Source organism: Stenotrophomonas sp. G106K1 (genome assembly GCF_037969685.1).
Taxonomy (GTDB): domain Bacteria; phylum Pseudomonadota; class Gammaproteobacteria; order Xanthomonadales; family Xanthomonadaceae; genus Stenotrophomonas; species Stenotrophomonas lactitubi.
Window position 1 is genome coordinate 1 of the sequence record NZ_JBBPFR010000015.1, and the last position, 25,574, is coordinate 25,574.

Genomic DNA, 25,574 nt, shown 5'->3' on the forward strand with positions numbered 1-25,574 from the left:
GGGGGTTGGGCGGGGGAATCATTGCCGCGGACACCCCCGCAACCGGACCCACCCCGCCTTCGACAGATCTCCGCGATGTGTCGGAATGGCGTTCTGTGCTGCTGGTGGGTGTCGACCTTGGTCGACACAGTAGATCCACGCCATGCGTGGATGGGGCGTCCCTGGGGATGTGTGACGCGTCATTTCACCGGCGTCGGTTTTTTGGCCTATGGCTCCAACTGGAGCGGCGCAGACCTTCAACAGATATATGTGTTGACAGATACTCCGCGTGCTTCGTAGCAAGCTCGACGCTACATGGCGCGAACCCTCCGTCACAAGGAAACCGTCGGAGGCGTGGGCGGGTCAGGTTGCGGGGCGTGAGCGCCATGGATGGCGCGACCGAGCCCACAGGGCCGTATTGACGGCGTCCCCCGGAACCTGACCCGCCCGCGCATCGCGCAGGAAGCCAGCTGTTGCTGTTGCTTCGGCCGTTGCTTCGGCCGTTGCTTCAGCTGTTGCCTCTGCGGGTGCCAGGCGGTAGCCCGGCAACAACACCCCCCAAAACACCAACGCCCGGGCAAGCCCAGGCGTTCGTGCCCCCTTCATGCCGGCAACGCGATTCAGCTGGCCAGTTCGGCCGGCTCGCGTTCGATGCCGTACTTGCGCAGCTTTTCCACCAGGGTGGTGCGGCGCAGGCCGAGCAGCTGGGCGGCGTGGGCGACCACGCCCTGGGTGCGTTCCAGTGCTTCGTTGATCAGGCCCAGTTCGATGTTGGCCATGTGGTTGCGCAGGTCCAGGCCGTCGTCCGGCAACGCGGCGGGCGCTGCGGCACGGTTGACGGCGATGCCGTGTTCGAGCGACGGCTGGTTGCCGCTGCCCGGGGTGTGGAACGAGAAGCTGCGCAGGTCCAGGCGCTCTTCGCTGGCGACCAGCGGGGCGGCCGCGACGACAGCGGGCACGGCCAGCGCGGCATCGCCGCGATAACGTGCTGGCAGGTCCTGCACGCGCACCGAGCCACCCGGGTGCAACACCGCCAGGCGTTCGACCAGGTTGGTCAGCTCGCGCACGTTGCCCGGCCACTCATAGCTGGCCAGCGCCTGCAGCGCTTCCGGGGTGAAGCGCACTTCGCCGCGGCCAGTGCGCGCCAGCTGGGTGGCGATGGTTTCCACCAGCGCCGGCAGGTCTTCGCGACGCTCGCGCAGGGCCGGCACTTCGATCGGGAACACGTTGAGGCGGTAGAAGAGATCCTCGCGGAATTTGCCATCGGCGATTCGGCTTTCCAGGTCGCGATGGGTCGCGGCGATCACCCGCACGTTGCAGCGGATGGTCTGGTTGCCGCCGACACGTTCGAAGCTGCGCTCCTGCAGCACGCGCAGCAGCTTGACCTGCATCGGCAGGCTCATGTCACCGATCTCGTCGAGCAGCAGGGTGCCGCCCTCGGCCATTTCAAAACGGCCCTTGCGTGCGGTCAGTGCGCCGGTAAAGGCGCCTTTCTCGTGGCCGAACAGTTCACTTTCCAACAGTTCCGCCGGAATCGCGCCGCAGTTGATCGCCACGAACGGACCGTCGCGGCGCGGTGAGCGCTGGTGGATGCTGCGCGAGACCACTTCCTTGCCGGTGCCCGATTCGCCCAGCACCAGTACGGTGGTGTCGAACGCGGCGACCTGTTCGATCATCGTGCGCAGTGCGCTGACCGCCGGACCATTGCCGGTCGGGCCCTGGTCCTGCACGGCACCGGCCTGGTGCTCGGCATCCAGGCGCTTGAGGCTGGCGCGGCGCAGCAGGGCTTCCATCTGCGCATGACGCAGCGGCGCTTCCAGCGGCCAGATGTTGGCTTCGTGCAGGCCATGCCGGTGGGCGAACGCAGTGGCGTCACCGTCGGCCAGCAGCACCGGCGGCGGCAGGCTGCTGCCACCGAGCCAGGCGTACAGTGCGGTGCTGGCGGCACTGTCGTCGAGGTTGCCGACGATCACCGCCATCCAGTCGTTCTGGCGCTGGCGGGCCAGGTCGAAATCGGCGGCGTCGGAAACCCAGCGCGGGTTGAAGTCCATGAATTCCAGCAGGGCCACGGTGCGCTCGGCACGCACCGCATCGTTGTCCAGTACCAGGATGCGCGATTCGCTCACGACCGATCCTCCCTGAGGCCTTCCAGGATCGGCATGACTTCCTGGATGTAGGACAGCTTGCTGACGAAGTTGTCGGCACCGGCACGCAGTGCGTGCTCGCGATGTTCGACGTCATCGAAGTGGCTGGCGATCACGATATACGGCGCATCGTCCTGCGACTTGATCAGACGGGTGGCCTGCAGGCCGCCCATTTCCGGCATTGCCAGATCCATCAGCACCACCTGCGGGCGCAGGCTTTCCGAGCGTTCGATCGCTTCCAGGCCGTTGCCGGCGCTGCCGACGATCTGCAGCCAGTCGATCTTGCGGAAGTGGCGCATCGCCGCGTTGATGAAACCCTCGTGGTCATCGACCAGCAGAACTGTGAGCTTGTTCATGTCCAACATCCTTTTCAGCCCACCCGGGCCAGCTGCGGTTGCCTGGCGTTGACCCGGCGGCGTTCGCGGGCCGGGGCGATATCCAGTTGTTCGCGGTATTTTGCGACGGTTCGACGGGCAATGTTCACCCCTTGGCGGGACAGCAGGCCAGCGATGGCCTCGTCCGCCAACGGGCGTCCTGCGGGCTCGGCGTCAATCAGGCGGCGGACCATGGCCTTGACCGCTTGGCCGGACACGCTGGCCCCTTCCAGGCGCACCGCGAAGAAGTGCTTGAGTTCGAAGGTGCCGCGCGGGGTCTGCAGGTACTTGCCGGTGGTGATGCGCGAAACGGTGGATTCGTGCATGCCGATTTCCTCGGCCACTTCCTTCAGGGTCAGCGGTGCCATGGCTTCCTCGCCACGCACCAGGAAGGCAGCCTGGCGCTCGACGATCACCCGCGCGGTGCGCAGCAGGGTGTCGTAGCGCATCGACAGGCCGCGGCTGAACCAGCGCGCCTCCTGCAGCATTTCGCGCAGTGCCGGGGCTGCATCGCCACTGTCGGCCAAGGCCTGTTCGTACTGGTTGTTGATCGACACCCGGCGGCTGGTGGCCGGGTTCAGTGCCACCTTCCACTGTTCGTCGGCGTGCCAGGCGACCACGTCCGGCACCACCACCGCATTGCGCTCGGGCAGCAGGCTGTCGCCGGGGCGCGGCTGCAGCGACAGGATCAGGCGAACGGCTTCGCGCACGTCCTCGATCTCGGCATCGTGCTGGCAGGCGAGGGCGGGGTAGTCATGCGCGGCCAACGCATCGAGCGCGCCCTCGAGAATGCGCGCAGCCAGATGCCGGGCCGGCACCACGCCGTGCAGGCTGCACAGCTGGGCCAGCAGCGATTCGCGCAGGTCCTGCGCGGCCATGCCGGCCGGCTCGCCCTGCAGCAGGTGCTGACGGATCGCTTCAACGCCGTTGGCATCGATATCGAACTGCGCGCTGGCCAGCAGCTTCAGCTGTGCCAGCGGTGCCTGCAGGTAGCCGGCATCGTCGCAGTGTTCCAGCCAGAAGGCGGCTACGGCCAGTTCGCGCTCGTCCAGGTCCAGCGCCAGCCGCTGCAGCACGCGCAGCTGCGGGTCGCTCGACTCGCCAGCGGCAATGCGCGCCATGCGGTCGTCGTCGCCGTCCTGCCAGCTGGCGCCGGACACATCCCACATCGAGGATTCGGGCAGCTCGTCGAACGCTGCCGTATCGAGCGTGGTGCTGCCTGCATCGGTGGCTTCAGCGGCGGGCGCTTCGGCATCTTCGATTTCCAGCAGCGGATTGGAATCCAGCAGGCGCTGGATTTCCTGCTCCAGGTGCAGGCCGTCGAGCTGCAGCAGCCGGATCGACTGCAGCAACTGCGGGGTGAGGTGAAGCTGTTGACCCAGCTGGGTCGAAAGTGAAGCCTTCATTGCAGTTCCCCGGCGCCGCTCCCCGACGCCTTGTGGAACACATCTTGCTTTTGATCCGGCAGGCGCGGAATCGGGGGGTTCCTGAGGGCGCTGGTGGTATTCCCGACAGCGTGTAAGGAAATTCCCTACACAAGCGCGGGATTTTGACGATTCCGGTCGCTAAGTCGTTGATTCGTGGTCGGTTGCCGAGCTGCTCGCTCGCGCCTGTTGTACGGGATCCCGTCGGGGTGCGTGTGGGTGACGGTATTTCGTCGCGAAATCCGTGGGCGGCACCACGGTGTTACCGGTGTCGCAAGGACGTCATTCCAGCTCGTGCTGGTGGCGTGCAGCCAGCAGCAGCAGATCGTTGGCGCGACGGCAGCCCAGGGATTCCATCATGCGCGCGCGATGGGTCTCGACCGTCTTGACGCTGATGCCAAGGTCGGCGGCGATTTCCTTGTTGCTCTCGCCCTTGCCGATGCGGCGAAGGATCTCGCGCTGGCGCGGTGACAGTGCGGCAATACCGGTCGGCTTTTCGCGCCCGAGCATCGGTGCCAGCATCTTGGCCGAGATCTGCGGGCTCAGGAACACCTGGCCGGCATGCGCGGCACGCAGCGCCAGTTCCAGTTCCTGCGGCGCGGCATCCTTCACCACGAAACCGACGGCACCCCGATCAAGCGCATCGCGCACGTGGGCGGCGTCATCGTGCATGGTCATCATCACGATGCGCGTGCCGGGTGCGCGCAGGCGGATGTCGCTCAGTGCTTCCAGGCCGGTACGGCCGGGCAGCGACAGGTCCATCAGCACCACGTCCGGTGCGTGCAGCAGGGCCATCTGCAGTGCCTGTTCGGCATTGCTGGCCTCGGCGACGAGCTGCACGTCGGCAAACCCCTGCAGCAGCCGTGCCAGGCCGGCGCGAACCAGGGTGTGATCGTCGACGATGAGAACTCGCACAGGCACGCTGGAGGTTGGGGAGAGGAGTCCACCTTAACTTAGCTGAACGGGCACGCCAAGGGCCGTCAGTCTGCTTGAATGGTGGCAGATTTCAGCGTGCGCGGCGGGCCTCGGCCACCTGCCGCCGATGCAGCCGGAACAGATGCCGTTCCATCGCCATTTCCAGGCCATCGCCAAGGCGATGGAAGCGCAGCCACAGATAGTGGCCACCGCCGCCATCGGCCGCTTCGGCGATGACTTCCACCGGCAGGTCGATATGGTCGGGCAACCAGTCGCTGGGTTGCAGGCGGACCACGCCGGCCTGGCCGGGCAGGCTGCCACTGCGCGGGCCCAGCTGCAGGCGGATGCCGCGGCGTGACCAGCGCACCGGGCGCAGCGTCGGTTCCTGGCCCTGCTGGCGGATCAGGCGGCCGAGCAGGACCATGGTCAGGTCCACCTTGGCTTCCAGGCGCTGCAGCTGCAGGCTGGCTTCACTACGCTCTTCGTGTTCGTCGATGCGACTGTCTTCGACCAGCGCCAGGCTGCGCAGCAGGCCTTCGGCGCTGCTGGTCCGGCCTGTTGCACTGCCGGCCTGGAACTCGGCGGGCAGCGCCAGTTCGCAGCTGAGTGTTTCATCGAACAGCTCGCTTTCGGCCGGGTGGTGCAGCGACGTGGTCGGCAGGACGGTCATGCCAGCGATTCTGCCTGCAGGTAGGCATGCGCGGCGCGAAGGGAGCGGCGGCCGTCCTGCATCTGCACGGAGACGGCATCGCGACGCTGGCGCAGCAGACCAAGCAGGCTCTGCTGGCGCTCCAGCAGGGCCGACAGTGGTGCGTGGTCGGCGCTGCCCAGCGGCTGGCTCAGCAGTGCGTGCAGGGTGCTGTCATGGCCGTCGAGCAGGCTGTCGGCCTGTTCGAAGGCATCCTCCTCGAGTGCTTTTTCGAAGGCATCCAGCTGCGCGTTGAGCTCGAGCAGGCTCACGACGACACCGCCGCCGGACGGCGCTGCTCGTGCGGAATGGCATTCCACGCACCGTCGATCTCACCCAGCAGCTGCAGCGATTCGTCCAGCGCGGCGCGGTCGTTGTGCAGGTTGGCTTCGGTCAGGCGCTGCAGCAGGTAGTCGTACAGTGCTGACAGGTTGCCAGCGATCTCGCCGCCGGCTTCATGGTCCAGCGAGCCGTTGAGGTGGGCGACGATCGCGCATGCTTCGCCGATCGCCTTGCCCTTGCCAGCCTGGTCGCCCTGCTCCAGGGTGGCCTGTGCACGGCGCACGCGCTCCAGTGCACCGGACAGCAGCAGCGCCACCAGTTTGTGCGGATCGGCATCGGCGACCGCACTGGTCACACCCACCTGGCGGTATTGCTCGGCGTACTGACGGCTGGAACCGTACATTCGTGATTCTCCCTTGCGCGGGGTGCCGGGGCGCGGTCGAAGAGACCGTTGACGCCGGCACTGCGATGATTGCTGTTGCGTCCGTTATCGGTGCGTACGGCGCCAAACTTGAGCGCCGTGCGTGCTTCCTCAGCGGTTCAACTGGGCCAGCTGCTGCTGCAGGGCGGAGTTGCTCTGCTGCAGCTTGCCCATCAGGCTGTCCAATGCCACGAACTGCTTCTTGTAACGGGCTTCGACACCGACCATGCGCGCGTCCAGGTCCTTGCGGCGCTTGTCGATGTTGTCCAGCGTGGTGTTCAGCCCCTTGGTGCGGGCGACGAAGGCGCCTTCCTTGCCCACCGTGGTGCTGACGTAGCCGTCAACCAGCGAATACAGCCGGCCGGCACCACCGGTATCGCCGGTGACTGCCTGGCGGATCTTCTCCGGCTGGGCGGCGAGGGCGGCGGCGAACTTGGTGCTGTCCAGCACCAGGGTGCCGTCGGCGTTGGGGTAGCCGCGGGTCTGCAGGCCCAGTGCCTTGGCGTCCAGCTGGTCGCCTGCCAGGTCCTTGAGCACGCCGGACATCGTCGAGCGCAGCTGCGCGATCGCACCCCGCATCTGCGCATCGCCGGTCAGTGCAGCGGCTTCCTTGGTCTTCGGGTCGTACTTGGTTTCGGTGTTGATCGCCGCGACGGCCGCGTTGTAGGCGGTGACGAACTCCTGCATCACCTTGGTCGCGGCAGTCGTGTCGGTGCTGATGGTGACGGTGCTCAGGCCCGGCACTTTCAGGTTCAGGGTAAGGCCTGGCACCGCGTCGGTCACGGTGTTGCTGGCACTGACCACTTCCACACCGTCAATGGTCAGCAGTGCATCCTTGGCGGGGCTGTTTTCCTTCAGGCTGCCGACCAGTGCGCCCAGCTTCGGATCGCTGCCGGCGTATTCCAGCTTGATCGCGCTGGCCGCGCCGGTTTTTTCCTGGGCGATGGACAGGTACTGGTTGTCGCCGGAGCTGATCAGCGTGGCCTGCACGCCCTCCTTGCGGCCGGCGGCGTCGATCTTGTTGCGGACGGTGGTAAGCGTGTCGCCTTCCTCCACCTCCACGTTCATCGTCTTGGCCTTGTCGCCCACGCCGACGGTCAGCGTCAAGGTTCCGGCGCCGAAGGTATCGGTTTTGGGCACCGACGTGTCGGCGATCAGCTTGTGCGCCGACGCCAGGTTCTTCACCTCGATCTTGTGGGTACCGTTGGCCGCGGCCGCCTTGCTGGTGCCGAGGTCGTACAGCGCCACTGATGCGGTCAACACATCGTCGGCGTTGTTGGGGCCGGCCTTGCCGGTTGCGCTGACGGTGCGGGTGTCGAAGGCGGTGGTGGCCTTCAATGCGGTCAGTGCGGTCTTCAGCTTGTCGAAGGCCGAGGTGACCGTGCCGAGCGACGACAGCTGCATCTTGGTCTTGGACTGCTGCAGGTTCAGCGCATTGTCGGCCGGTTTGCGGTCAGCGGCGACCAACTGGTTGACGATGTCTGAAATATTCAGGCCAGAGCCAATGCCACCGTATCCAAAGTCTGCCACGTCGTTTCTCCTGGTATACGGGCCTGGCCGTCGTGCGGCGGCCCGTCGTCAACGAAAATAGCGGCCTGCGCCGCTGGGTCTTGAGGACTTCGTTGATGCATGCGCCGTGCCACTGACAGCAGGGACGGTTCTGGCACGCCGGTTGCAGGAGGTCCGGGGCAGGGTGCGGGTGGGTTCACCGCGGACTGCCGGGGGTCTGTAAAAAACCCTCCCCCAATGCAGGGGAGGGATCAGGCTACTGACAATCGGGGGGAGACGAAGCCGCCCGGTACGTACAGTCAACATGCACAACGCTGAAAGAGAGGTCCGCAGGGGCGGGCGATGCCAAGCCGGTTCGGGAAGCTTCCCGGGCCGGGCATGGCCGGCACCTGTGTACGCCGTGGCTGTCGGGTTGCCGCTACCGTCGGTTCAACCCGACGGTAGCGGCGCCTTCTTGCCGTGGATCAGCGCAGCAGGCTGAGCACGCCCTGCGGCACCTGGTTGGCCTGGGCCAGCATGGCCGTACCGGCCTGCTGCAGGATCTGGGTGCGGGTCAGCTCAGCGGTTTCCTTGGCGAAGTCGGTGTCCTTGATGCGGCTGCGCGATGCCGACAGGTTTTCCGACGAGGTCTGCAGGTTGGCCACCACCGAGGTGAAGCGGTTCTGGACCGCACCGAGGTCGGCGCGGGTGCTGTTGATCGCGCTCAGGGCCTTGTCGACCACTTCCATTGCCTGCTGTGCACCCTTCACGGTGGACACGTCGATCTTGTCGGCGTACTGGTTGGTCGCAGCAGCACCTGCGGTGAAGCCGGCGACGGTCGAGGTGAAGGCGGTGGCGACGCCGGCACTGTTGACGCTGTCCTTGACCGAGGTCAGGGTCAGGGCACCGGCTGCGTCGGTTTCCGCATAGACGCCGGTTTCGCCGATCTTCGCGTTGATGGCGGTGGCAACGGCCTTGCCGGCGGCAATGGTATTGGCCGCTGCATCGCCGACGCTCTTGACGGTCATCGCATCAAAGTTGACAACGGTGCCCTTGCTGTCGGTGATGGTGAAAGCCGCAACAGCGGTATCGACGTCATCAGCTCCGGCGACCGCGGCGGTTGCCGTTGCGAACTGCGCGCCGCCCAGGGCATTGGCCTTGGCATCGATGGTCTTGTCGATGGCGATGGCCTGGCCGGCGTTGGCGCCGACCTGGAACAGCTGGCTGGAGAACGAGCCGTCCAGCAGCTTGGTGCCGTTGAAGTCCGACTGCTTGGCGACGCGGTCGATTTCGCTGACCAGCTGGGTCACTTCAGCCTGCAGTGCCTTGCGGTCGCTGGCCGAGTTGGTGGCGTTGGCGGCCTGCACCGACAGCTCGCGGACGCGCTGCAGGTTGTTGCCGATTTCGGTCAGCGAACCTTCGGCGACCTGGGCCAGCGAGATGCCGTCGTTGGCGTTGCGGATGGCCACGTCGGTGCCGCGGATCTGGGTGCCGAAGCGCTCGGAGATGGCCAGGCCGGCCGCATCGTCCTTGGCGCTGTTGATGCGCGAACCGGAGGACAGGCGCTGGATGGTGGTGGCCAGCGAGCTGCCGCTGGTGCTCAGGTTGCGCTGAGCATTCAGGGACATGGTGTTGGTGTTGATGACTTGTGCCATGGTGCTTTTCCTTTGGCGAAGGTGGAACGTATTTCAGGAACCGGGCGGCAGCTCAGCCATCGCCCGGTGGTCGATCAGGGTGCGGATCAGCGCAGCAGGCTGAGCACGCCCTGCGGCACCTGGTTGGCCTGGGCCAGCATGGCCGTACCGGCCTGCTGCAGGATCTGGGTGCGGGTCAGCTCGGCGGTTTCCTTGGCGAAGTCGGTATCGCGGATGCGGCTGCGCGATGCCGACAGGTTTTCCGACGAGGTCTGCAGGTTGGCCACCACCGAGGTGAAGCGGTTCTGGACCGCACCGAGGTCGGCGCGGGTGCTGTTGATCGCGCTCAGGGCCTTGTCGACCACTTCCATTGCCTGCTGTGCACCCTTCACGGTGCTGACGTCCAGATCGCTGGCGAACTTCGAGGCCGGTGCCGCCGCAGCGGTGGTGGCGGTGAAGGTCGGGGCGGTGGCGCCGGTCCAGGTGCCCGGTGTTGCGGTGATGGCCTTGAACGAACCGTCAGCGTTGGTGCTGTCCTTGACCGAGGTCAGGGTCACGCCGGTGGTGCCGTTCACTTCGGCATAGACGCCGGTTTCGCCGATCTTGGCGTTGATTGCGGTCACCAGTGCTTCGCGCGAGGCCTTGCCGGTGGCAGCAGCGTCGGCGCCCTGCTTGACCGAGACGTCGGCGATGGCCACACCGTTGATCGACAGGCCGCTGGTGCTGAAATCGGCGTTGGTGCCCGGATCGGCCAGGGCCAGCGCGTTGGTGTCGAACTTGGCGCCACCCAGGGCATTGGCCTTGGCATCGATGGTCTTGTCGATGGCGATGGCCTGGCCGGCATTGGCACCGACCTGGAACAGCTGGCTGGAGAACGAGCCGTCCAGCAGCTTGGTGCCGTTGAAGTCCGACTGCTTGGCGACGCGGTCGATTTCGCTGACCAGCTGGGTCACTTCAGCCTGCAGTGCCTTGCGGTCGCTGGCCGAGTTGGTGGCGTTGGCGGCCTGCACCGACAGCTCGCGGACGCGCTGCAGGTTGTTGCCGATTTCGGTCAGCGAACCTTCGGCGACCTGGGCCAGCGAGATGCCGTCGTTGGCGTTGCGGATGGCCACGTCGGTGCCGCGGATCTGGGTGCCGAAGCGCTCGGAGATCGCCAGGCCGGCCGCATCGTCCTTGGCACTGTTGATGCGCGAACCGGAGGACAGGCGCTGGATGGTGGTGGCCAGCGAGCTGCCGCTGGTGCTCAGGTTACGCTGAGCATTCAACGACATCGTGTTGGTGTTGATGACTTGTGCCATGAGGAGAGGTCCTTGAGCGGTTGCACGTGAGTTGGGTCAGCCGCCCCTGACGTGCTTCAGGGGCGGCTCATGTCAGCGCTGCAACAGGCTGAGCACGTTCTGCGGTACCTGGTTGGCCTGGGCCAGCATGGCCGTACCGGCCTGCTGCAGGATCTGGGTGCGGGTCAGCTCGGCGGTTTCCTTGGCGAAGTCGGTATCGCGGATGCGGCTGCGCGATGCGGACAGGTTCTCCGAGGAGGTCTGCAGGTTGGCGACCACCGAGGTGAAGCGGTTCTGGATCGCGCCGAGGTCGGCGCGCACGCTGTTGACCGATTCGAGGGCCTTGTCGACGATCGACATTGCCTTCTGCGCGCCTTCGGCCGTGGTGACGTTCAGGTCCTTGACGAAGCTGGCCGTTGCACCGGTCAGCGTGCCGCCGTCGGTGCTGCTCTCGGTCAGGCCCAGGCCGGCGATGGTGGCGGCGGTGACACCGGCCGGCGGGGTCGCCGCGCTGACACCCAGCGCGAAGGTCTGGCCGTCCTTGACCGAGCTCAGGCTGACCACGCCGGCGTTGACGGAGGCGACCACGCCGGTTTCGCCCAGCTTGTTGTTGATCGCGGCCGCAGTAGCCGAGGTGATCGATTCGCCTGCCTTCACGGTGAAGTCGCTGATGGTGACCGTGGTGGCGGTGCCGCCCGGCGGGGTCACCGAGACCTGCAGGCCGGAGTAGGTGGTATCGGCGGTGGCCTTGTCGACGGCCAGTGCGGTGCCGGCGTAGACGTTGGCGAAGCTGGCCGCGCCCAGCGAATCGGCCTTGGCATTGACCACACTGTTGATGGCGATGGCCTGGCCGGCGTTGGCGCCCACCTGGAACAGCTGGCTGGTGAACGAACCGTCAAGCAGCTTGGTGCCGTTGAAGTCGGCCTGCTTGGCAACGCGGTCGATTTCGCTGACCAGCTGCGTCACTTCAGCCTGCAGCGCCTTGCGGTCGCTGGCCGAGTTGGTGGCGTTGGAGGCCTGCACGCCCAGTTCGCGGATGCGCTGCAGGTTGTTGCCCACTTCGTTCAGCGAGCCCTCGGCGACCTGGGCCAGCGAGATGCCGTCGTTGGCGTTGCGGATGGCCACGTCCAAGCCACGGATCTGGGTGGTGAAGCGCTCGCTGATGGCCAGGCCGGCGGCGTCGTCTTTCGCGCTGTTGATGCGCAGGCCGGACGACAGACGCTGGATGGTGGTAGCGAGCGAGCTGCCGCTGGTGCTCAGGTTGCGCTGAGCGTTGAGCGACATCGTATTGGTGTTGATTACCTGTGCCATGGGGTCGTCTCCTCTTATGTGGAACCCGTTGGTGAAAGAAACGAAGCGCCGCCTGATTTTTTTGTTTGGCTGTGTGCTTCGCCGTTGCCAAATGAATAACGGCGCTTTGTCAACAACCTTTAGCCGGGAATTTCGTTGCAGCCGAATTTCGTCGCTGAAAGCTGTTTTCCCGGGGATTTCCGCTGGCCCTGAGGGGACGGAGTGAACCCTGGAAGGGGCGGCCAGGCAGGACCAACCCACGCAGATGAAGGTATCGGCGGGGGCCGGCTGGGCTTGATGGGTGATCTCGCAACATCCGCCGGGCAAGGCCCGGCGCTACCAGGGCCAATCCTTCGGCAGCGCCGGGCCGTGCCCGGCGAGCGCAGCGGTACATGACCGCAGAAACGAAAAAGGCCGCGATGCAGGGCATCGCGGCCTTGGTGTCCAACGCGGGTGCGTGGAATCAGCGGATCTTGTTGAACAGCGACATCGACTGCATCTGCGAGAACAGTGTCTGTGCGGCCTGCAGTGCGGTGCTTTCCAGCTGGTACTGGCTCAACGCATCGGCGTAATCCAGGTCGCGCATCTGCGACAGCGTGGTCTTCAGCGTCACGCCATTGGCCTCACGCATCTCCGCCGCATTGTCCAGCGCCTTCAGCTGGGCACCGCCAGCAGCACGCGAATCGATCATCCGTTCCGCAGCGCGGCCGACATCACGCAATGCGCTCTGCAGTTCGTTCTGCTGCGCGGCCATCTTCGCCGGGGTACCGGTATCGGCATCCAGCGCGGCGATCAGCTTGTCCATGGTGCCGAAGATGTCGCGGCTGCTGGCGGCCTGCACGTTGAAGCTGTCACCTGTCGCTGGCGCGCCCGCAATCTGCAGGCGAACGCCATTGATCTCCAGTTCGCTGCCGGCCTTGTAGGTGCCGGTGCCGGTCACGTTGCCAGCACCGTCCAGCACTTCGTACTGGTCGGCCGCGGTGAAGCGCACGCTGAACGACTGCCCGTTCCAGCTGTCGCTGCCATCGCGGGTGATGTTGGTCAGCACGCCGTTGCCGGTGTTGGCCGCCGCTGCGCTGCCATCGACGAAGCCATCGCCGGTGGGAATACGCAGGAAGATCTCGCTGCCGGGCAGGGCGTCGCGCACATAGGTATCCGGGCCGACTTCCACCTGGCGCTGGGTCTGGTCGCCGCGATAGACCACCTTGCCATCGATCTTGGCGAACGGCGGATCGCTGTCGTTGGTGCCACCGAACACGTAGCGGCCGGTGCCGTCGCTGCTGTTGGCCAGCGACAGCAGGCCCTCGCGGATCTGGTTCAATTCGGTGATCAGGGTCTTCTTGTCGGGCGCACTCAGGGCGGGATTGCTGGCCTGGATGGTCAGATCGTTGACGCGCGCCATCAGGTCGTTGACCTGGGCGAGGGTGTTTTCCTGCACGCCCAGGCGGTTCTGCACGTTGTTGCCATTGAGCTTCATGCGTTCAAGTGCAGCCAGGCTGCGGTCCAGGCCCACCGCAGCGCCTGCGGCGACCGGATCGTCCTTGGCGCTGACGATCTTGCTGCCGGTGGCGATCTGCTGTTCCAGGTGGCTGAGCTTGGCCTGCTTGGCCATCATCAGCGCTACCGACTGGCTGTACATCATTCCGGTGGAGATGCGGTTGCTCATCGACGCACGGCTCCCAGAATGGTCTGGAACATGGAGTCGGCGGTGGAGATCAACTGCGAGGCGGCCTGGTAGGCTTGCTGCAGGCGCAGCATGTCAGCCGCTTCCTCATCCAGGTTGACGCCGGAGACTTCGTCACGCGCCGCCTGCGCCTGGTCGGCGATCACCTGCTGCGCCCCCAGCGAATACTCCGCCGAACGCGCTGCCGCGCCGACCTGGGTGGTCAGCCCGCCCAACGCGCCGCCCAGCGTTACCGTGCCGGCGTTGAACGCTTTGGCCGATTCCACCTTGGACAGCTTGGTGGCATTGCTGTTGTCCGACGAGCCGGCCGGGGTCGGGGTGATGTTGAAGGTGTCGCCATTCTTCGGCACGCCATCGAGCACGACGCTCCAGCCGTTGGCGCTGATGGTCTGCCCGGGCGCATAGGTCTGCGGTGGGCCGCCATCGATGGTGTAGGTGGTGGCCGAGGTGAACACGATCGCAGCCGGATTGCGCAGGTTGGCGTTGGCCGCATCGGTCACGGTCATGCCACTCAGCTTGCCGGTGCCGGTGTTGGCCAGTGCGGCAGCGCCCTTGATGGCGGCGGCCGCGGCAATGCGCGACGGATCGGTGATCGCCATCTCCAGGCTGCCGGCCACACCCGCCGTCGGCTGCAGCAGGTAGCGGTCGTTGGCTGCCGGGGTACCCCCCACCACCAGCTTCACGCCGTTGATGATCAGCGGGTCAGCGGCGGTACCGGTGCCGGTCAGCGGCACGCTGGCGCCGGTGTCGGCGCGGCTGGCAGCCCAGTTGCTGCCATCGAACTTCAGCACGATGTTCTGCGCTTCCAGTTTGCCGAGGTCACCATAGCTGGCGGTGATCGAACCGGTGCCGGTGTTGCTGGCATTGCCGGTGACACGCGGCGTGCCGATGTTGAAGAAGTCGCCGCCCATCTGCCCGTACAGATCGACGCCCTGGCGATGGGTGCTGTTGAACGTCTCGGCCAGGCCGACGGCCAGCTTGCCCAGTTCGGCCTGGGCCGGAGTCAGCACGGTGTCGCGGAACTCGAGCAGGCCGCCGATCTGGCCGCCCACGGCCTTCGGGTCCAGGGTGATGGTGCCGCCCTGGGTCTGCAGCGCCAGCTGCAGGCGCTCGGGCTGATACGGGTCGGCCACCGTGGTGACCTTCGATGCGGTGGTGCCCACCACCAGCGCCTGGCCGCCTGCGGTGTAGACGTTCATGATGCCGCCGTCCTGGACCACCGCGGTGCCGCCGGTGTAGCCCACCAGCTGCGAGATCAGCTGGTCGCGGCGGTCCAGCAGGTCGGGCGCTGCGTTGGCGATGTTGGTGCCGATGGCACCGTTGATCTGCGCGATCTCCGACGCCAGCCGGTTGACCTCGGTGGCACCGGCCATCAACCCGTTGTTGACCTCGCCATTGAGGTTGTTCAGATGGGTGTTGAGCTGGCTGAAGCGGTTGGCCAGCGCCTTGCCACCATCAAGCATGTTCTGCCGGTCGGCAGTGCCGGCCGCGTTGGAGGACAGGCCGCTGACGGTGTCGAAGAAGTTCGACCAGACCCCGGCCACGTTGGTGGCCGCGTCGGAGAACAGCGCATTGACCCGGTCGGCCATGCCCGAAAGCTGCTTCAGGCGCGCCAGCTCACCGCTGCTGTCGAGCAGGCGCGAGATCGCCAGCTGATCGGCCGCGCGGCGGATGTCGACGATGCGGGTGCCGTTGCCAACGTCACCGTAGCCATAGTTCTGCGGGGTGGCGGTGGCGAAGTCGACCTTCTGCCGGCTGTAGCCGGGCGTGTTGAGGTTGGCCACGTTGTGGCTGGTGGTGGCCAACGCACGCTGGAAGGCGAGCAGGGCACTGGTACCGGTGGAAAGTACGCTGGACATGGGGTTCCTCAACGACGGGTGATACCCAGCGCCGCGGTTGCGGTGCTGGCGAAGGTCTGGCCGATGCGTGAGCCGGCGTCGGCCACGGCGGCCACGGCGCGCTCGATGGTCGGGCCGCCGGCGATCGCGGCGATCTTGGCTGCGTAGCGCGGGTCGGTGGCGTAGCCGGCGCGTTGCAGGCCGCGCGCGAAGCCCTGCACATCGGTGCCGGCCTGCAGCGCCTGCTGGTAGCGCGGGCTGGTCTTCAGCAGGCGCACGTAGTCGGCAAAGCTCTCTGCGGGCGAGGTGTAGGCGCGGAAGCTGGCGGTCTCGTTGCGGCGCACGCCATCGACGTACTCATGGGTGCCGGCGGTGGCGCTCTGGCCCTTCCAGCCGGTGGCCTTGATGCCGAACAGGTTGTGCGAGGTGCTGCCATCGGCGTGCTTGATCTGGCGCTTGCCCCAGCCGGTTTCCAGCGCTGCCTGGGCGACCAGGGCGCGGGCGTCCACGCCCAGTTCCTTGGCCGCGCTCTGCGCGTGCTGCCAGATGCTGGCGACGAAGCCTTCCGGGGTGTGTGCGCCCAGCTGGGCGACGGCGGTGCGGGTAGCCAGCGCATCGGCGGGGGTGCCGCTGCTGCCGCGGTTGCTGGCGGTCGGCGCCCACTGGTCGCTGGCAGCGGCCCAGTCGGCGCCACCGGTGGCGCCGGCATAGGGATCGTCGGTGCCCAGCGAACGGTGCATGCTGCTGCTTTCCCGGCCCGCGATCAGGTCCAGCGCCTGCTCCATCGGTGCGACCGAAGACTGCGCGCCCTCCTGCACACCGGCCGCCATCTGCTGCAGCATGCGCACGGCCTGGCCGGCATCCTGCAGCGGCAGCGACGGCGGCGCCGGCGCGTTGAGCTGATAGGCGCGGCTGGCCTTGGCCGGGTCCACCCGGGTATCCAGTGCCGGGCCATCGGCCTGCGCGCCGGACAACTGGCGGGTGATCATGCTCGACAGGCCCAGACCCTTTCCGCGGGTCATCGCCTCGGCGATCTTCTGGTCGTACATCTCCCGGAACATCTTGTTCTCACCCGGGAACAGCGAATCGCCGAAGCTGGCGTCACGCATGCTCTTGACCAGCATCTGCGCGAACTGGCCTTCAAGCTGGCGCGCGACCTTGTCGATCTTCGCCGGGTCGTTCTGCTGTGCGGGACTCAGTTCGAATGCGGGAGTGATGCGCATGTCAGATCACCTCGAGCTCGGCGCTCAGGGCGCCGGCCTGCTTCAGTGCTTCCAGGATCGCGATCAGGTCGCCTGGTGCCGCGCCAACGGCATTCACCGCATGCACGATTTCGTCCAGGGTGGTGCCGCCGTTGAACTTGAACATGCGGCTGCCATCGTTGGTGGCGGTAATGGTGGACTGCGGCGTGGCCACGGTCTGGCCACCGGCAAAGGCGTTGGGCTGGCTGACGTTGGTGTTTTCCTGGATGGTCACCGTCAGCGAACCGTGCGAGATCGCGGCCGGGCCGACCCGCACCTGCTGGCCGATGACCACGGTGCCGGTACGCGAGTTGACCACCACCTTGGCCGGCGCAGCGCCCGGGGTCAGTTCCAGGTTTTCGATGCGTGCCAGCAGGCCGATGCGCGCACCGGCATCGGTCGGCGCACGCACGGCAACCGTGCCACCGTCCACGGCGCGGGCCGAACCCTCGCCAAAGGCATTGTTCAGTGCACCCACCATCCGCGAGATGGTGGTGAAGTCGCTGTTGTGCAGGTTCAGGGTGATCTCGCCGCTGGCACCGAACACATCGGGCAGGGCGCGCTCAACGGTCGCACCGTTGGGAATGCGGCCGACGCTGGGCACGTTCACCGAGACGCGCGAACCGTCCTTGCCCTGCGCGCCAAAGCCGCCGACGATCAGGTTGCCCTGCGCAATCGCATAGACCTGGCCATCGGCACCGCGCAACGGCGCCATCAGCAGCGAGCCACCGCGCAGCGACACCGCGTTGCCGATGGAGGACACGGTGATGTCGATCGGCTGGCCGGGCTTGGCGAACGGCGGCAGCTCGGCATGGATCGCCACCGCCGCCACGTTTTTCAGCTGCGGGTTGACGTTGGCCGGCACGTTGACGCCGAGCTCGCCCAACAGGTTCTTCAGGCTCTGCACGGTAAAGGGCGCCTGGCTGGTGCGGTCGCCGCTGCCATCCAGGCCGACCACCAGGCCGTAGCCCACCAGCGCATTGCCACGCACGCCACCCACCTGGGCCAGGTCCTTGATGCGCTCGGCGCTGGCCGGCGCAGCCACCGCGAAGATCATGAACACTGCGCAGTAGATCGACGCAGCGCGTCGCTGCCAGGAAGAAGAGAAGGAGAGTTTCATGGCCATACTCAGAACGGCGTCAGGCCGGAGTTGAAGAAGCGGCTCAGCCAACCCATCGCATTGGACTGCGCGACAGGGCCGCGGCCGCCATAGACGATGCGCGCTTCAGCCACGCGGCTGGAGGGCACGGTGTTGTCCGCGCTGATGTCGCCGGGGCGCACGATGCCCTGTACCTGCACCAGCTCATCACCCTGGTTCAGGCGCAGGTTTTTCTGCCCCTGCACCACCAGGTTGCCGTTCGGCAGGCGCTGCACCACGGTCACGGTCACGTTGCCCTGCAGGCGGTTGCTCTGCGCGCTGTTGCCCTTGCCGGTGAAGTCGCGCGCGCCCTTGGCCGTTGCACTCAGGATGTCCTTGCCGCCCAGGGTGACCGGTGCACCGAGAATCGACGGCGTGCCGAGGCTCAGGTTCGATTCCTTGTTGGTGGCGGTGTTGGCGCTGGTCTGCGCGGTGGTGTTTTCCAGCAGGGTGATGGTCAGCAGGTCGCCGACATCGCGCGCACGGCGGTCCGAATACAGCTGCAGGGTCGGGCCTGCGGCGTAGATCGCGCCCGCGGTCGGCTCGGCCTGCGGTGGCATGATCGGCTGCAACGGCGCCATCGTCGGATAGGGGCGCACGTCGCCAGCGATCACGCAGCCACCGAGCAGGGCAGCCACGGCGCAGGCGAGGGCAGTACGGGCGAAGGAAGAAAGGGGCGACATGGCAGTTTCCCGGTGAGGGCGGTCAGAGCTTGTTGCTGAGGTAGCCGAGCATCGAGTCGGTGGTCGAGATCGCCTTGGCGTTCATTTCGTAGGCGCGCTGGGTTTCGATCATCGACACCAGCTCTTCCACCACGTTGACGTTGCTGCCTTCCAGCGCACCCTGCACCACGGTGCCAAGGCCGTTCAGGCCGGGGTTGCCGTTCTGTGCCGGGCCGGAGGCCGTGGTTTCCAGGAACAGGTTTTCACCGCGTGCCTGCAGGCCCGCCGGATTGACGAAGTCGGTGAGGGTCAGTGCACCGACTTCCACCGATGCCGCACCGTCAGCCATCTTCACGCTGATGGTGCCGTCGGTACCGATGGTCACCGACTGCGCGCCTTCGGGAATCTGGATGCCGGGCTGCACCGGGTAGCCGCTGTTGGTGACCAGTTCGCTGTCCTGGTTGATCTTGAACGAGCCGTCGCGGGTGTAGGCCGAGCTGCCGTCGGGCATCTGCACTTCGAAGAAGCCGCGGCCGTTGACCATCACGTCAAGCGCGCGGCCGGTCTGCTGCTGGCTGCCCTGTTCGAAGTTCTTGGCGGTGGCCACCACGCGCACGCCGGTGCCGATCTGCAGGCCTGTGGGCAGCTGGGTCTGTGCCGAAGACGAACCGCCGGGTTGGCGCACCTGCTGGTACAGCAGGTCCTCGAAGCTGGCGCGGTCCTGCTTGAAGCCGGTGGTGTTGGTGTTGGCGAGGTTGTTGGAAACCACCGACATGCGCATCTGCTGCGCATCCAGTCCGGTTTTAGCGATCCACAATGCCTGGTTCATCTTCGGAGTCCTGTCTGGGTGAAGCCGGCCGCGCGATGCGGCCCATGGGGTAGGGAGTGCAAGCGGCGTGCCAGCACCGGTGTCTGCCGGTGCCGGAATTCCGTCAGCTGCCCAGGCGCAACAGGCTGTTGGCGCTGCGCGCGTTGTCATCGCCGTGCTTGATCACCTGCACCTGCATTTCGTACTGGCGCTGCAACTGGATCATCTGCACCAGCGCGCCGGCAGCATCGACGTTGCTGCCTTCCAGCTGGCCGCTGTGCACCGCCGTGCCCTGCGCCTGGGCGAACGGCTGCAGCGGATCGGTATTGCGGAACAGGCCATCCAGGCCACGCTCGAGGCGTTCATCCGGCGCCTGCACCACCTTGATCCGGCCGATCATCGCCATCGTCTGCGGGCCTTCGCCCTGCGGGATGATCGAGATCGTGCCGTCGTTGCCGATCTCCATCGCCTGATAGGGCGGGATTGCGATCGGGTTGTTGTTGTCGTCCAGCACCGGATGGCCGCTGGAGGTCACCAGCTGGCCGTTCGGGGTCACCGACAGCGCGGCGCCACGGGTGTAGGCCTCGCTGCCATCGGTGGACTGCACGGCCAGCCAGGTGCCGGTCTGCAATGACAGGTCCAGCGGCTTGCCGGTGATGTGCTGCGCGCCGGCGGCACGGTTGAAGCCCGCATCGACGTGCAGCGCATCCACCCGCGAGGCAAAGCCCGGGCCACGGATCGGGAAGGCTTCGGTATTGGCCAGCGCTTCCTTGAAGCCGGGGGTGTCCGAGTTGGCGAGGTTGTGGCTGAGCGTTCCCTGCGCCTGCAGGGAGGCGCGGGCACCGGTCATCGCCACGTAAAGGGCTTTATCCATGCGGGGAGTTCCGTGACAGGGTCAGCAGGTCATCAACGGATGTTGATGACGGTCTGGGTGATCTGGTCCTGGGTCGTGATCATCTGTGCGTTGGCCTGGAAGTTGCGCTGCGCGGTGATCATGTTGACCAGCTGTTCGGTCAGGTCGACGGTGGAGGATTCCAGCGAACCGGCCTGGATCTTGCCGAGGTTGGAGGTGTCGGCGGCGCCGGTGCGCGGCGTGCCCGAATCGAAGGTCTCCACCCACAGGTTGTTGCCCTTCTGTTCCAGGCCCTGCGGATTGTTGAAGCTGGTCAGCGCCACCTGGCCCAGCGGCTTGTCGTCGCCGTTGGAATAGCGGGCGAACACCACGCCGGTTTCCGAAACGGTGATCTCGTTGAGCTTGCCGGCAGCGTAGCCATCCTGCTGGGTGTTGCGCAGGGCGAACTTCTCGCCGTACTGGGTCGAGCCGCTCACATCCAGCGTCATGTTCAGCACGCCGGCGCCGGTGGTCGGGGTGAAGGTGCCCAGGCTGATCCTGCCGTTGGCCGGCGCGGTCAGCTTGCCGGCGTTGTCGAAGGTCAGCGGGGTTGGCGTACCGGCCAGTTGGCCATCGACGTAGTTGTGCACCGTCCAGGCGTTGGTGGCCGCTTCCTTCACGAAGTAGGACACCTGGGTGTGGCTGACGCCCAGCGAGTCGTACACGGTGATGCCGCCGCTGGAGTGGCTGTAGCTGTTGGAATTGGTCGGGTCGAAGGGGTTCACCGTCGGCTGCTTGGCATTGCCCGGCAGGGTGAAGCCGACCTTGACCTCACTGGTCTGCTTGGGCGGGCTGTCGGTGGTCAGCAGTTGCAGATCGACCAGGCGACCGGCGTCGAAGTTGGTGCCGTCGGCGTTCGGTGCGAATACCTGCAGGCGAGCGCCCTGCGGGTTGACCACGTAACCGGCGGCGTCGGTCTGGAAGTTGCCGGCGCGCGAGTAGACGCGTGCACCGTTCATGTTCATGGTGAAGAAGCCCTCACCGGAAATGGCCATGTCCAGGCTGCGGCCGGTCTGCTCGTTGTTGCCCTGGATGAACTGCTGGGCGACGTTGGAGACGCGCACGCCCGAACCGATCGCGTTCTTGGACAGGCCGTAGCTGGTGGCGGCGAACAGGTCGGCGAATTCCGCGCGCGACTGCTTGAAGCCGGTGGTGTTGACGTTGGCCACGTTGTTGGCGGTGACGCTCAGGTCCGAGTTGGCAGCGTTGATGCCGGACAGGGAAATGTTGAAGCCCATGGGATGCTCCTGTTGGATGCGGTGGGTGCGGCTCAGCTGACGCGGAGCACGTAGTCGAGAGGGGCCGTGCCCAGGCCCTTGAGATTCAGGTAGAGGCCGTCGGAACCGACGGTCACGCTTTCCACCGGTGCCTGCACGAAGGTGGACAGCTTGGTGCTCTTGCCGGCGGTGTCGACGTGGTTGGCGACGATGTTGTACTTGCCCGGCTCCATGCGCTTGCCGTTGGCGTCCTTGCCGTCCCAGGTGAACGCGGTCTCGCCGGCTGCCTTGGCTTCAACGCTGATCGAGGTGACCTTGGCACCGTTGGCGTCGGTGACGTCCACGGTGACGATGCCCGCGGCCGGTGCGGCAACCGTGCCGTCGACCGAGCCTTCCTTTTCCAGCACCAGCTTTTCCGACGGCACCAGCACCTGGTGGCCGACCAGCGCGGCGCCACGCAGCACCTGGTCGCTGGCCATCGACTCCTGGAAGCCCTTCACCGACTTGTTCAGATCGGTGATGCCCTGCACAGTCGACATCTGCGCCATCTGCGAGACCATCTGCGTGTTGTCCATCGGCTTCAGCGGATCCTGGTGCTGCAGCTGTTCGGTCATCAGGCGCAGGAAATCGGCCTGGTCCAGCGTGTTCTTCTTCTTGGTGGCATTGCTGTTGGGGGCGTTCAGGCCGAGGGCGGCGTAGACGTCCTGGTTGCTCTGGTTGTTGACGGCAGTGGTCATGGCGGTGTCCGGTGCAGCGGGCCTCAGCGGCCCATGGTCAGGGTGGCCAGGGCCAGTTCCTTGGCGGTGGTCAACATCTCCACGCCGGCCTGGTAATTGCGCGAGGTGGAGATCAGGTTGACCATCTGCGCCACCGGATCGACGTCGGGCTGGTAGATGTAGCCATCGCCATCGGCCAGCGGATGGCCCGGCTCGTAGCGCTTGATCGGCGCCGCGTTGCTCTGGGTGATTTCCTTGACCTGCACCGAGGTGATGTTCGGGTCGGTCTTGCTGGTGACCGCCTGGAAGATCGGTTCCAGCGGCTTGTACACCGCGTCTGCGGAGCCGGCGATGCTGTCAGCGTTGGACAGGTTGGAGGCGATGGTGCTCATGCGCACCGACTGCGCCTGCAGTGCGGAGCCGGCGATGTCGAAGATCGGCAGGTTGCTCATGGCTTATTGCCCCGTGATCGCGGTGAGCATGGAACGCACCTTGCTTTCGACGAAGCTCAGCGAGGCGCGGTATTCCAGCGCCGCGCGGCCATAGGCGGCGCGTTCGGCATCGGGGTCGACGGTGTTGCCGTCGATGCTGGGCTGCACGCCCTCGCGGGCCACCTGGAACGGATTGAGGCCACTACCGATTTCGTAGTGCTGCTCGTTGGTGGTGGTCATCAGGCCGTTGGCATCCAGCCCCTGGGCGTGGCGCAGGGCCGAATCGAAGTCCAGGTCCTGGGCCTTGTAGCCGGGGGTGTCGGCATTGCCGAGGTTGCTGGCGATCAGTTTCATGCGCTGTTCGCGCAACGGCATTGCCTGGGCATGGACGCCCAGGTAGTCGGTAATCAGGTTGCGCACGGTGCACTCCCACGGGAACATTGCCCGGGAAGCTGCAAGGGGTGTGCCAAAGTGGCGCGCGATCCTGTAGAGCCGAGCCATGCTCGGCTGCGTTTCGTTCAGGTCCCGCGCAAGCCGAGCATAGGCTCGGCTCTACCGGAGGCGGCCTTACGCCGCCATCGCCACCTTGCGCAGGCGGTCCAGCACGAAGTCGGCCAGCTCGTGCGGCGAATACTTGGCGACGAAGGCATTGGCCCCCACGCGCTCGACCATCGCGTTGTTGAATACGCCCGACAGCGAGGTATGCAGCAGCACGTACAGCCCGGACAGGCCGGCATGGCGCCGGATTTCCGTCGTCAGCGTATAGCCGTCCATCGCCGGCATCTCGATGTCCGAGATCACCATGGCGTAGCGGTCGGCCGGGTTTTCACCCGAGGCATGGATCTGCAGCAGGTGGTCCAGCGCCTGCTTGCCGTCCGAGAGCAGGGTCGCGCCCACCCCCAGCTGGTCCAGCACGCTGCGGATCTGCTGGCGGGCGACCCGTGAATCATCCACCACCAGCACCTGCAGCTGCGGGGCATCGGCGGGCATCGCCATGGCCGGGTCGAGCACGGCTTCACCACGGACCTGGGCGATGTCGGCCAGCACGCTTTCCACGTCGATCACCTGGATCAGCTCGCCCTGGAAGCGGGTCACCGCCGTCAGATAGCTGGACTCAGCGCCCAGTTCCGGCGGCGGGTGGATGTCTTCCACCGCGATGTTGACGATGCGCTCCACGCCGCTGACCAGGAAGCCCTGGATCGAGCGGTTGAACTCGGTCACCACCAGGTAGCCGGGCGCGGTGTCCGCATCCGGCTCGCGCTCGGGGTGGCCGATGGCCAGGCCCAGGTCCAGCACCGGCACCGAACGGCCGCGTACATCGGCCACGCCGGCAAACTGGCCGGGCAGGCCGGGTACCTGGAACAGTTCCGGGCGGCGCAGCACTTCCTGCACCTTGAAGACGTTGACGCCAAAAAGCTGACGTCCGCCGAGGCGGAACAGCAGCAGCGCCAGGCGATTGTGGCCGGCCAGTCGGGTTCGCTGGTCGATCCGGTTGAGCAGGTCATGGGACATGGCTGCTGTATCGGCGCGGGCAGGGTGGAACTTGAGGGCCTGTATGCAGGGCAGGGCCCAGTGAGATTTCCGCCCTCTGCCTCTGGCACGCACCTTGCACGCGTCTGGGCCAGGTCTTACCGACAGGAGGTGCCATGCGCCGCATTGCTTCTTTTCTTGCCATTGCACTGGCTGTGGCCGCGCCCTGGGCAATTGCGGCCGACTGGCAGCCGGTGCCCAGCATCCGTGCTGCCGCGTTGTCGACCCTGGCCGCCGGCACTGAAGGTGAGGCCGTGGTTGCCGATGCGCTGCGCCTTCCGCGTTGCGGCAATGCGTTGCAGGTGCAGCCCACCGCCAACACCACCGTGGAAGTGAGTTGCCCCGATGCCGGTGGCTGGCGCCTGTTCGTGCCGGTGAAGGTGCGCCGCAACCAGACCGTGCTGGTGCTGACCCGCGGCATTGGCACTGGAGAATCCATCGCCGCTGCCGATATCAGTACCGCCCAACGTGACGCGGCACGGATTGCCGGCGCAGTGCTGGCCGATCCTGCTGCAGCGATCGGCCGCATCGCCCGTCGGCCGTTGCCGGCGGGAACGCTGTTGTCGAGCAATGATCTGGTCGCACAGCGTCTCATCAAGCGAGGAGACAGCGTGGCACTGGTATCGCGGCGTGGTTCGGTCGAGGTCCGCATCGCCGGGCGCGCACTGGGCGATGCCGGGCAGAACGAGCGCGTCTCAGTGGAAAATCTGTCCTCGCGCCGTATCGTGCAGGGCACGGTGGACGCGACCGGTGACGTAATCGTGGCGCGTTGAAATATTGCAGAATTCCCCTAAAGATCACGGCCCTGCGGCCGTTATCCCTTGTGTACGGCAACTCCAGGACACCCCATGAGCCAGAAAATCGACGGCAACCTGCAGGTCCCCCAGGCACTGCGCAGCGTGACCACCCCGGCAGCCAAGTCCGGCGTGAGCACCGATTCGGCGGCACGTCCGGTCGAGGCGGCCGACAGCCTGCGCCTGACCGGCGAAGCCACCAACCTGCAGGCCATCGAGCGTGAGCTGAGCACCGCCCCGGCGATCGACGCCCAGCGTGTTGCAGCGGTGCGCGAATCGCTGCAGAACGGTACCTACAAGATCAATCCGGACGCGATTGCTTCGCGCATGCTTGAACTGGACCAGCAGCTGCAAGGATGACCGCGGCGATGAGCGAGCCGCTGCAGCGCCTTGCCCAGGCCCTGGATGTTGAACGCCAGGCCTTGGTCGAGCACGACGTGCACGCCCTGATCCGTGCCACCGGTGCGAAGCTGGAAGCGCTGCGTGCGCTGGAAGGCGCGCCACCGGTGGGCGAGGGCGAGCAGCTGCAGGAACTGGCTGAACGCAACCGCGCCAACGGCGTACTGCTGTCGCGGCGCCGGCGCGAGGTCAACTGGGCACTGCGCCAGATGGGCCGCACCGAAGAGTCCTCGGCATACGATGCCAAGGGCCAGTCGCATACCGTCACCGCGCGGCGGCCACTCGCCGTCGCCTGACCGGCCGACGGT

Annotated in this window: 26 protein-coding genes; 3 read left to right on the forward strand and 23 right to left on the reverse strand. The window is 66.3% G+C overall.

Annotated elements, in window-relative coordinates; all coding sequences use genetic code 11:
* Positions 1 to 599: 599 nt before the first annotated feature.
* The 23 genes from WKB25_RS13720 to WKB25_RS13830 form a co-directional block, all read right to left on the reverse strand.
* Positions 600 to 2,105 (reverse strand): sigma-54 dependent transcriptional regulator, encoded by a 1,506-nt coding sequence (locus WKB25_RS13720; RefSeq protein ID WP_340571223.1) that lies wholly within the window; start codon positions 2,103 to 2,105, stop codon positions 600 to 602.
* Complete coding sequence (locus WKB25_RS13725; protein WP_049460600.1) at positions 2,102 to 2,479, reverse strand: response regulator transcription factor; 378 nt, start codon at positions 2,477 to 2,479, stop codon at positions 2,102 to 2,104. Before WKB25_RS13725 ends, WKB25_RS13720 begins: the two co-directional genes overlap by 4 nt.
* A 14-nt stretch (positions 2,480 to 2,493) precedes the next feature.
* Entirely contained in the window at positions 2,494 to 3,903 is a 1,410-nt protein-coding gene (rpoN, locus tag WKB25_RS13730; RefSeq protein WP_340571224.1) for an RNA polymerase factor sigma-54, read from the reverse strand.
* A gap of 300 nt (positions 3,904 to 4,203) precedes the next feature.
* Entirely contained in the window at positions 4,204 to 4,836 is a 633-nt protein-coding gene (locus WKB25_RS13735; protein WP_089241023.1) for a response regulator transcription factor, read from the reverse strand.
* A gap of 91 nt (positions 4,837 to 4,927) precedes the next feature.
* Positions 4,928 to 5,506 (reverse strand): PilZ domain-containing protein, encoded by a 579-nt coding sequence (locus WKB25_RS13740; protein ID WP_340571225.1) that lies wholly within the window; start codon positions 5,504 to 5,506, stop codon positions 4,928 to 4,930.
* The gene (locus WKB25_RS13745) at positions 5,503 to 5,796 is read right to left on the reverse strand and encodes a hypothetical protein (protein WP_340571226.1); all 294 of its coding nucleotides are present in this window, start codon (positions 5,794 to 5,796) and stop codon (positions 5,503 to 5,505) included. Before WKB25_RS13745 ends, WKB25_RS13740 begins: the two co-directional genes overlap by 4 nt.
* Complete coding sequence (gene fliS, locus WKB25_RS13750) at positions 5,793 to 6,209, reverse strand: flagellar export chaperone FliS (protein ID WP_340571228.1); 417 nt, start codon at positions 6,207 to 6,209, stop codon at positions 5,793 to 5,795. Before fliS ends, WKB25_RS13745 begins: the two co-directional genes overlap by 4 nt.
* A 129-nt stretch (positions 6,210 to 6,338) precedes the next feature.
* Complete coding sequence (gene fliD / locus WKB25_RS13755) at positions 6,339 to 7,757, reverse strand: flagellar filament capping protein FliD (protein ID WP_340571229.1); 1,419 nt, start codon at positions 7,755 to 7,757, stop codon at positions 6,339 to 6,341.
* A gap of 443 nt (positions 7,758 to 8,200) precedes the next feature.
* Positions 8,201 to 9,370 carry a flagellin gene (locus WKB25_RS13760; protein ID WP_340571230.1) on the reverse strand — a complete coding sequence of 390 codons (1,170 nt, stop codon included), beginning with the start codon at positions 9,368 to 9,370 and terminating at the stop codon, positions 8,201 to 8,203.
* A gap of 86 nt (positions 9,371 to 9,456) precedes the next feature.
* Positions 9,457 to 10,647: a flagellin gene (locus WKB25_RS13765; RefSeq protein ID WP_340571231.1), complete on the reverse strand. Its 1,191-nt coding sequence runs from the start codon at positions 10,645 to 10,647 to the stop codon at positions 9,457 to 9,459.
* A 72-nt stretch (positions 10,648 to 10,719) separates the two neighbouring features.
* Positions 10,720 to 11,937, reverse strand: a complete 1,218-nt coding sequence (locus WKB25_RS13770) for a flagellin (RefSeq protein WP_340571232.1) — start codon at positions 11,935 to 11,937, stop codon at positions 10,720 to 10,722.
* 442 nt (positions 11,938 to 12,379) lie between these two features.
* Positions 12,380 to 13,582, reverse strand: coding sequence for a flagellar hook-associated protein FlgL (gene flgL, locus WKB25_RS13775; RefSeq protein WP_340571233.1), 1,203 nt, complete (start codon positions 13,580 to 13,582; stop codon positions 12,380 to 12,382).
* Positions 13,579 to 15,459: a flagellar hook-associated protein FlgK gene (flgK, locus tag WKB25_RS13780; RefSeq protein WP_340571234.1), complete on the reverse strand. Its 1,881-nt coding sequence runs from the start codon at positions 15,457 to 15,459 to the stop codon at positions 13,579 to 13,581. The genes flgL and flgK overlap by 4 nt, the downstream gene beginning before the upstream one ends.
* Positions 15,460 to 15,467: 8 nt before the next feature.
* Positions 15,468 to 16,661 carry a flagellar assembly peptidoglycan hydrolase FlgJ gene (gene flgJ, locus WKB25_RS13785; protein WP_340571235.1) on the reverse strand — a complete coding sequence of 398 codons (1,194 nt, stop codon included), beginning with the start codon at positions 16,659 to 16,661 and terminating at the stop codon, positions 15,468 to 15,470.
* 1 nt (position 16,662) lies between these two features.
* Entirely contained in the window at positions 16,663 to 17,799 is a 1,137-nt protein-coding gene (locus tag WKB25_RS13790; protein ID WP_340571236.1) for a flagellar basal body P-ring protein FlgI, read from the reverse strand.
* A gap of 8 nt (positions 17,800 to 17,807) precedes the next feature.
* Positions 17,808 to 18,500 carry a flagellar basal body L-ring protein FlgH gene (flgH, locus tag WKB25_RS13795; protein ID WP_025879104.1) on the reverse strand — a complete coding sequence of 231 codons (693 nt, stop codon included), beginning with the start codon at positions 18,498 to 18,500 and terminating at the stop codon, positions 17,808 to 17,810.
* A 22-nt stretch (positions 18,501 to 18,522) separates the two neighbouring features.
* Entirely contained in the window at positions 18,523 to 19,308 is a 786-nt protein-coding gene (gene flgG, locus WKB25_RS13800; RefSeq protein ID WP_025879105.1) for a flagellar basal-body rod protein FlgG, read from the reverse strand.
* 103 nt (positions 19,309 to 19,411) lie between these two features.
* Positions 19,412 to 20,161: a flagellar basal body rod protein FlgF gene (locus WKB25_RS13805; RefSeq protein WP_340571237.1), complete on the reverse strand. Its 750-nt coding sequence runs from the start codon at positions 20,159 to 20,161 to the stop codon at positions 19,412 to 19,414.
* A 32-nt stretch (positions 20,162 to 20,193) separates the two neighbouring features.
* Entirely contained in the window at positions 20,194 to 21,417 is a 1,224-nt protein-coding gene (gene flgE, locus WKB25_RS13810; RefSeq protein WP_340571238.1) for a flagellar hook protein FlgE, read from the reverse strand.
* A gap of 32 nt (positions 21,418 to 21,449) precedes the next feature.
* Complete coding sequence (locus WKB25_RS13815) at positions 21,450 to 22,133, reverse strand: flagellar hook capping FlgD N-terminal domain-containing protein (protein WP_340571239.1); 684 nt, start codon at positions 22,131 to 22,133, stop codon at positions 21,450 to 21,452.
* 23 nt (positions 22,134 to 22,156) lie between these two features.
* Positions 22,157 to 22,564: a flagellar basal body rod protein FlgC gene (gene flgC / locus WKB25_RS13820; protein WP_025879109.1), complete on the reverse strand. Its 408-nt coding sequence runs from the start codon at positions 22,562 to 22,564 to the stop codon at positions 22,157 to 22,159.
* Between the two features lie 3 nt (positions 22,565 to 22,567).
* The gene (gene flgB, locus WKB25_RS13825) at positions 22,568 to 22,963 is read right to left on the reverse strand and encodes a flagellar basal body rod protein FlgB (RefSeq protein ID WP_025879110.1); all 396 of its coding nucleotides are present in this window, start codon (positions 22,961 to 22,963) and stop codon (positions 22,568 to 22,570) included.
* 147 nt (positions 22,964 to 23,110) lie between these two features.
* The gene (locus tag WKB25_RS13830; protein WP_089241055.1) at positions 23,111 to 24,055 is read right to left on the reverse strand and encodes a chemotaxis protein; all 945 of its coding nucleotides are present in this window, start codon (positions 24,053 to 24,055) and stop codon (positions 23,111 to 23,113) included.
* 134 nt (positions 24,056 to 24,189) lie between these two features.
* Here WKB25_RS13830 and flgA point away from each other — a divergent pair, with 134 nt between their 5' ends.
* From flgA to WKB25_RS13845, 3 genes are all read left to right on the forward strand, one after another.
* A complete protein-coding gene (gene flgA, locus WKB25_RS13835; protein ID WP_340571240.1) occupies positions 24,190 to 24,846 on the forward strand; it encodes a flagellar basal body P-ring formation chaperone FlgA in 657 nt (218 codons plus the stop codon).
* Between the two features lie 75 nt (positions 24,847 to 24,921).
* Positions 24,922 to 25,227 carry a flagellar biosynthesis anti-sigma factor FlgM gene (flgM, locus tag WKB25_RS13840; RefSeq protein WP_208081379.1) on the forward strand — a complete coding sequence of 102 codons (306 nt, stop codon included), beginning with the start codon at positions 24,922 to 24,924 and terminating at the stop codon, positions 25,225 to 25,227.
* Positions 25,224 to 25,562 carry a flagella protein gene (locus tag WKB25_RS13845; RefSeq protein ID WP_025879114.1) on the forward strand — a complete coding sequence of 113 codons (339 nt, stop codon included), beginning with the start codon at positions 25,224 to 25,226 and terminating at the stop codon, positions 25,560 to 25,562. The genes flgM and WKB25_RS13845 overlap by 4 nt, the downstream gene beginning before the upstream one ends.
* Positions 25,563 to 25,574 lie beyond the last annotated feature (12 nt).

Coding starts and splice junctions, on each gene's coding strand:
- flgK (WP_340571234.1), bottom strand. CDS start 15,459: ATGTCCAGCGTACTTTCCACCGGTACCAGTGCCCTGCTCGCCTTCCAG.
- flgC (WP_025879109.1), bottom strand. CDS start 22,564: ATGAGCAACCTGCCGATCTTCGACATCGCCGGCTCCGCACTGCAGGCG.
- WKB25_RS13830 (WP_089241055.1), bottom strand. CDS start 24,055: ATGTCCCATGACCTGCTCAACCGGATCGACCAGCGAACCCGACTGGCC.
- WKB25_RS13765 (WP_340571231.1), bottom strand. CDS start 10,647: ATGGCACAAGTCATCAACACCAACACGATGTCGTTGAATGCTCAGCGT.
- flgM (WP_208081379.1), top strand. CDS start 24,922: ATGAGCCAGAAAATCGACGGCAACCTGCAGGTCCCCCAGGCACTGCGC.
- WKB25_RS13760 (WP_340571230.1), bottom strand. CDS start 9,370: ATGGCACAAGTCATCAACACCAACACCATGTCCCTGAATGCTCAGCGC.
- flgA (WP_340571240.1), top strand. CDS start 24,190: ATGCGCCGCATTGCTTCTTTTCTTGCCATTGCACTGGCTGTGGCCGCG.
- WKB25_RS13725 (WP_049460600.1), bottom strand. CDS start 2,479: ATGAACAAGCTCACAGTTCTGCTGGTCGATGACCACGAGGGTTTCATC.
- rpoN (WP_340571224.1), bottom strand. CDS start 3,903: ATGAAGGCTTCACTTTCGACCCAGCTGGGTCAACAGCTTCACCTCACC.
- flgG (WP_025879105.1), bottom strand. CDS start 19,308: ATGAACCAGGCATTGTGGATCGCTAAAACCGGACTGGATGCGCAGCAG.
- flgH (WP_025879104.1), bottom strand. CDS start 18,500: ATGTCGCCCCTTTCTTCCTTCGCCCGTACTGCCCTCGCCTGCGCCGTG.
- WKB25_RS13805 (WP_340571237.1), bottom strand. CDS start 20,161: ATGGATAAAGCCCTTTACGTGGCGATGACCGGTGCCCGCGCCTCCCTG.
- WKB25_RS13770 (WP_340571232.1), bottom strand. CDS start 11,937: ATGGCACAGGTAATCAACACCAATACGATGTCGCTCAACGCTCAGCGC.
- WKB25_RS13740 (WP_340571225.1), bottom strand. CDS start 5,506: ATGACCGTCCTGCCGACCACGTCGCTGCACCACCCGGCCGAAAGCGAG.
- WKB25_RS13815 (WP_340571239.1), bottom strand. CDS start 22,133: ATGACCACTGCCGTCAACAACCAGAGCAACCAGGACGTCTACGCCGCC.
- WKB25_RS13845 (WP_025879114.1), top strand. CDS start 25,224: ATGACCGCGGCGATGAGCGAGCCGCTGCAGCGCCTTGCCCAGGCCCTG.
- fliS (WP_340571228.1), bottom strand. CDS start 6,209: ATGTACGGTTCCAGCCGTCAGTACGCCGAGCAATACCGCCAGGTGGGT.
- flgL (WP_340571233.1), bottom strand. CDS start 13,582: ATGAGCAACCGCATCTCCACCGGAATGATGTACAGCCAGTCGGTAGCG.
- flgE (WP_340571238.1), bottom strand. CDS start 21,417: ATGGGCTTCAACATTTCCCTGTCCGGCATCAACGCTGCCAACTCGGAC.
- WKB25_RS13790 (WP_340571236.1), bottom strand. CDS start 17,799: ATGAAACTCTCCTTCTCTTCTTCCTGGCAGCGACGCGCTGCGTCGATC.
- flgJ (WP_340571235.1), bottom strand. CDS start 16,661: ATGCGCATCACTCCCGCATTCGAACTGAGTCCCGCACAGCAGAACGAC.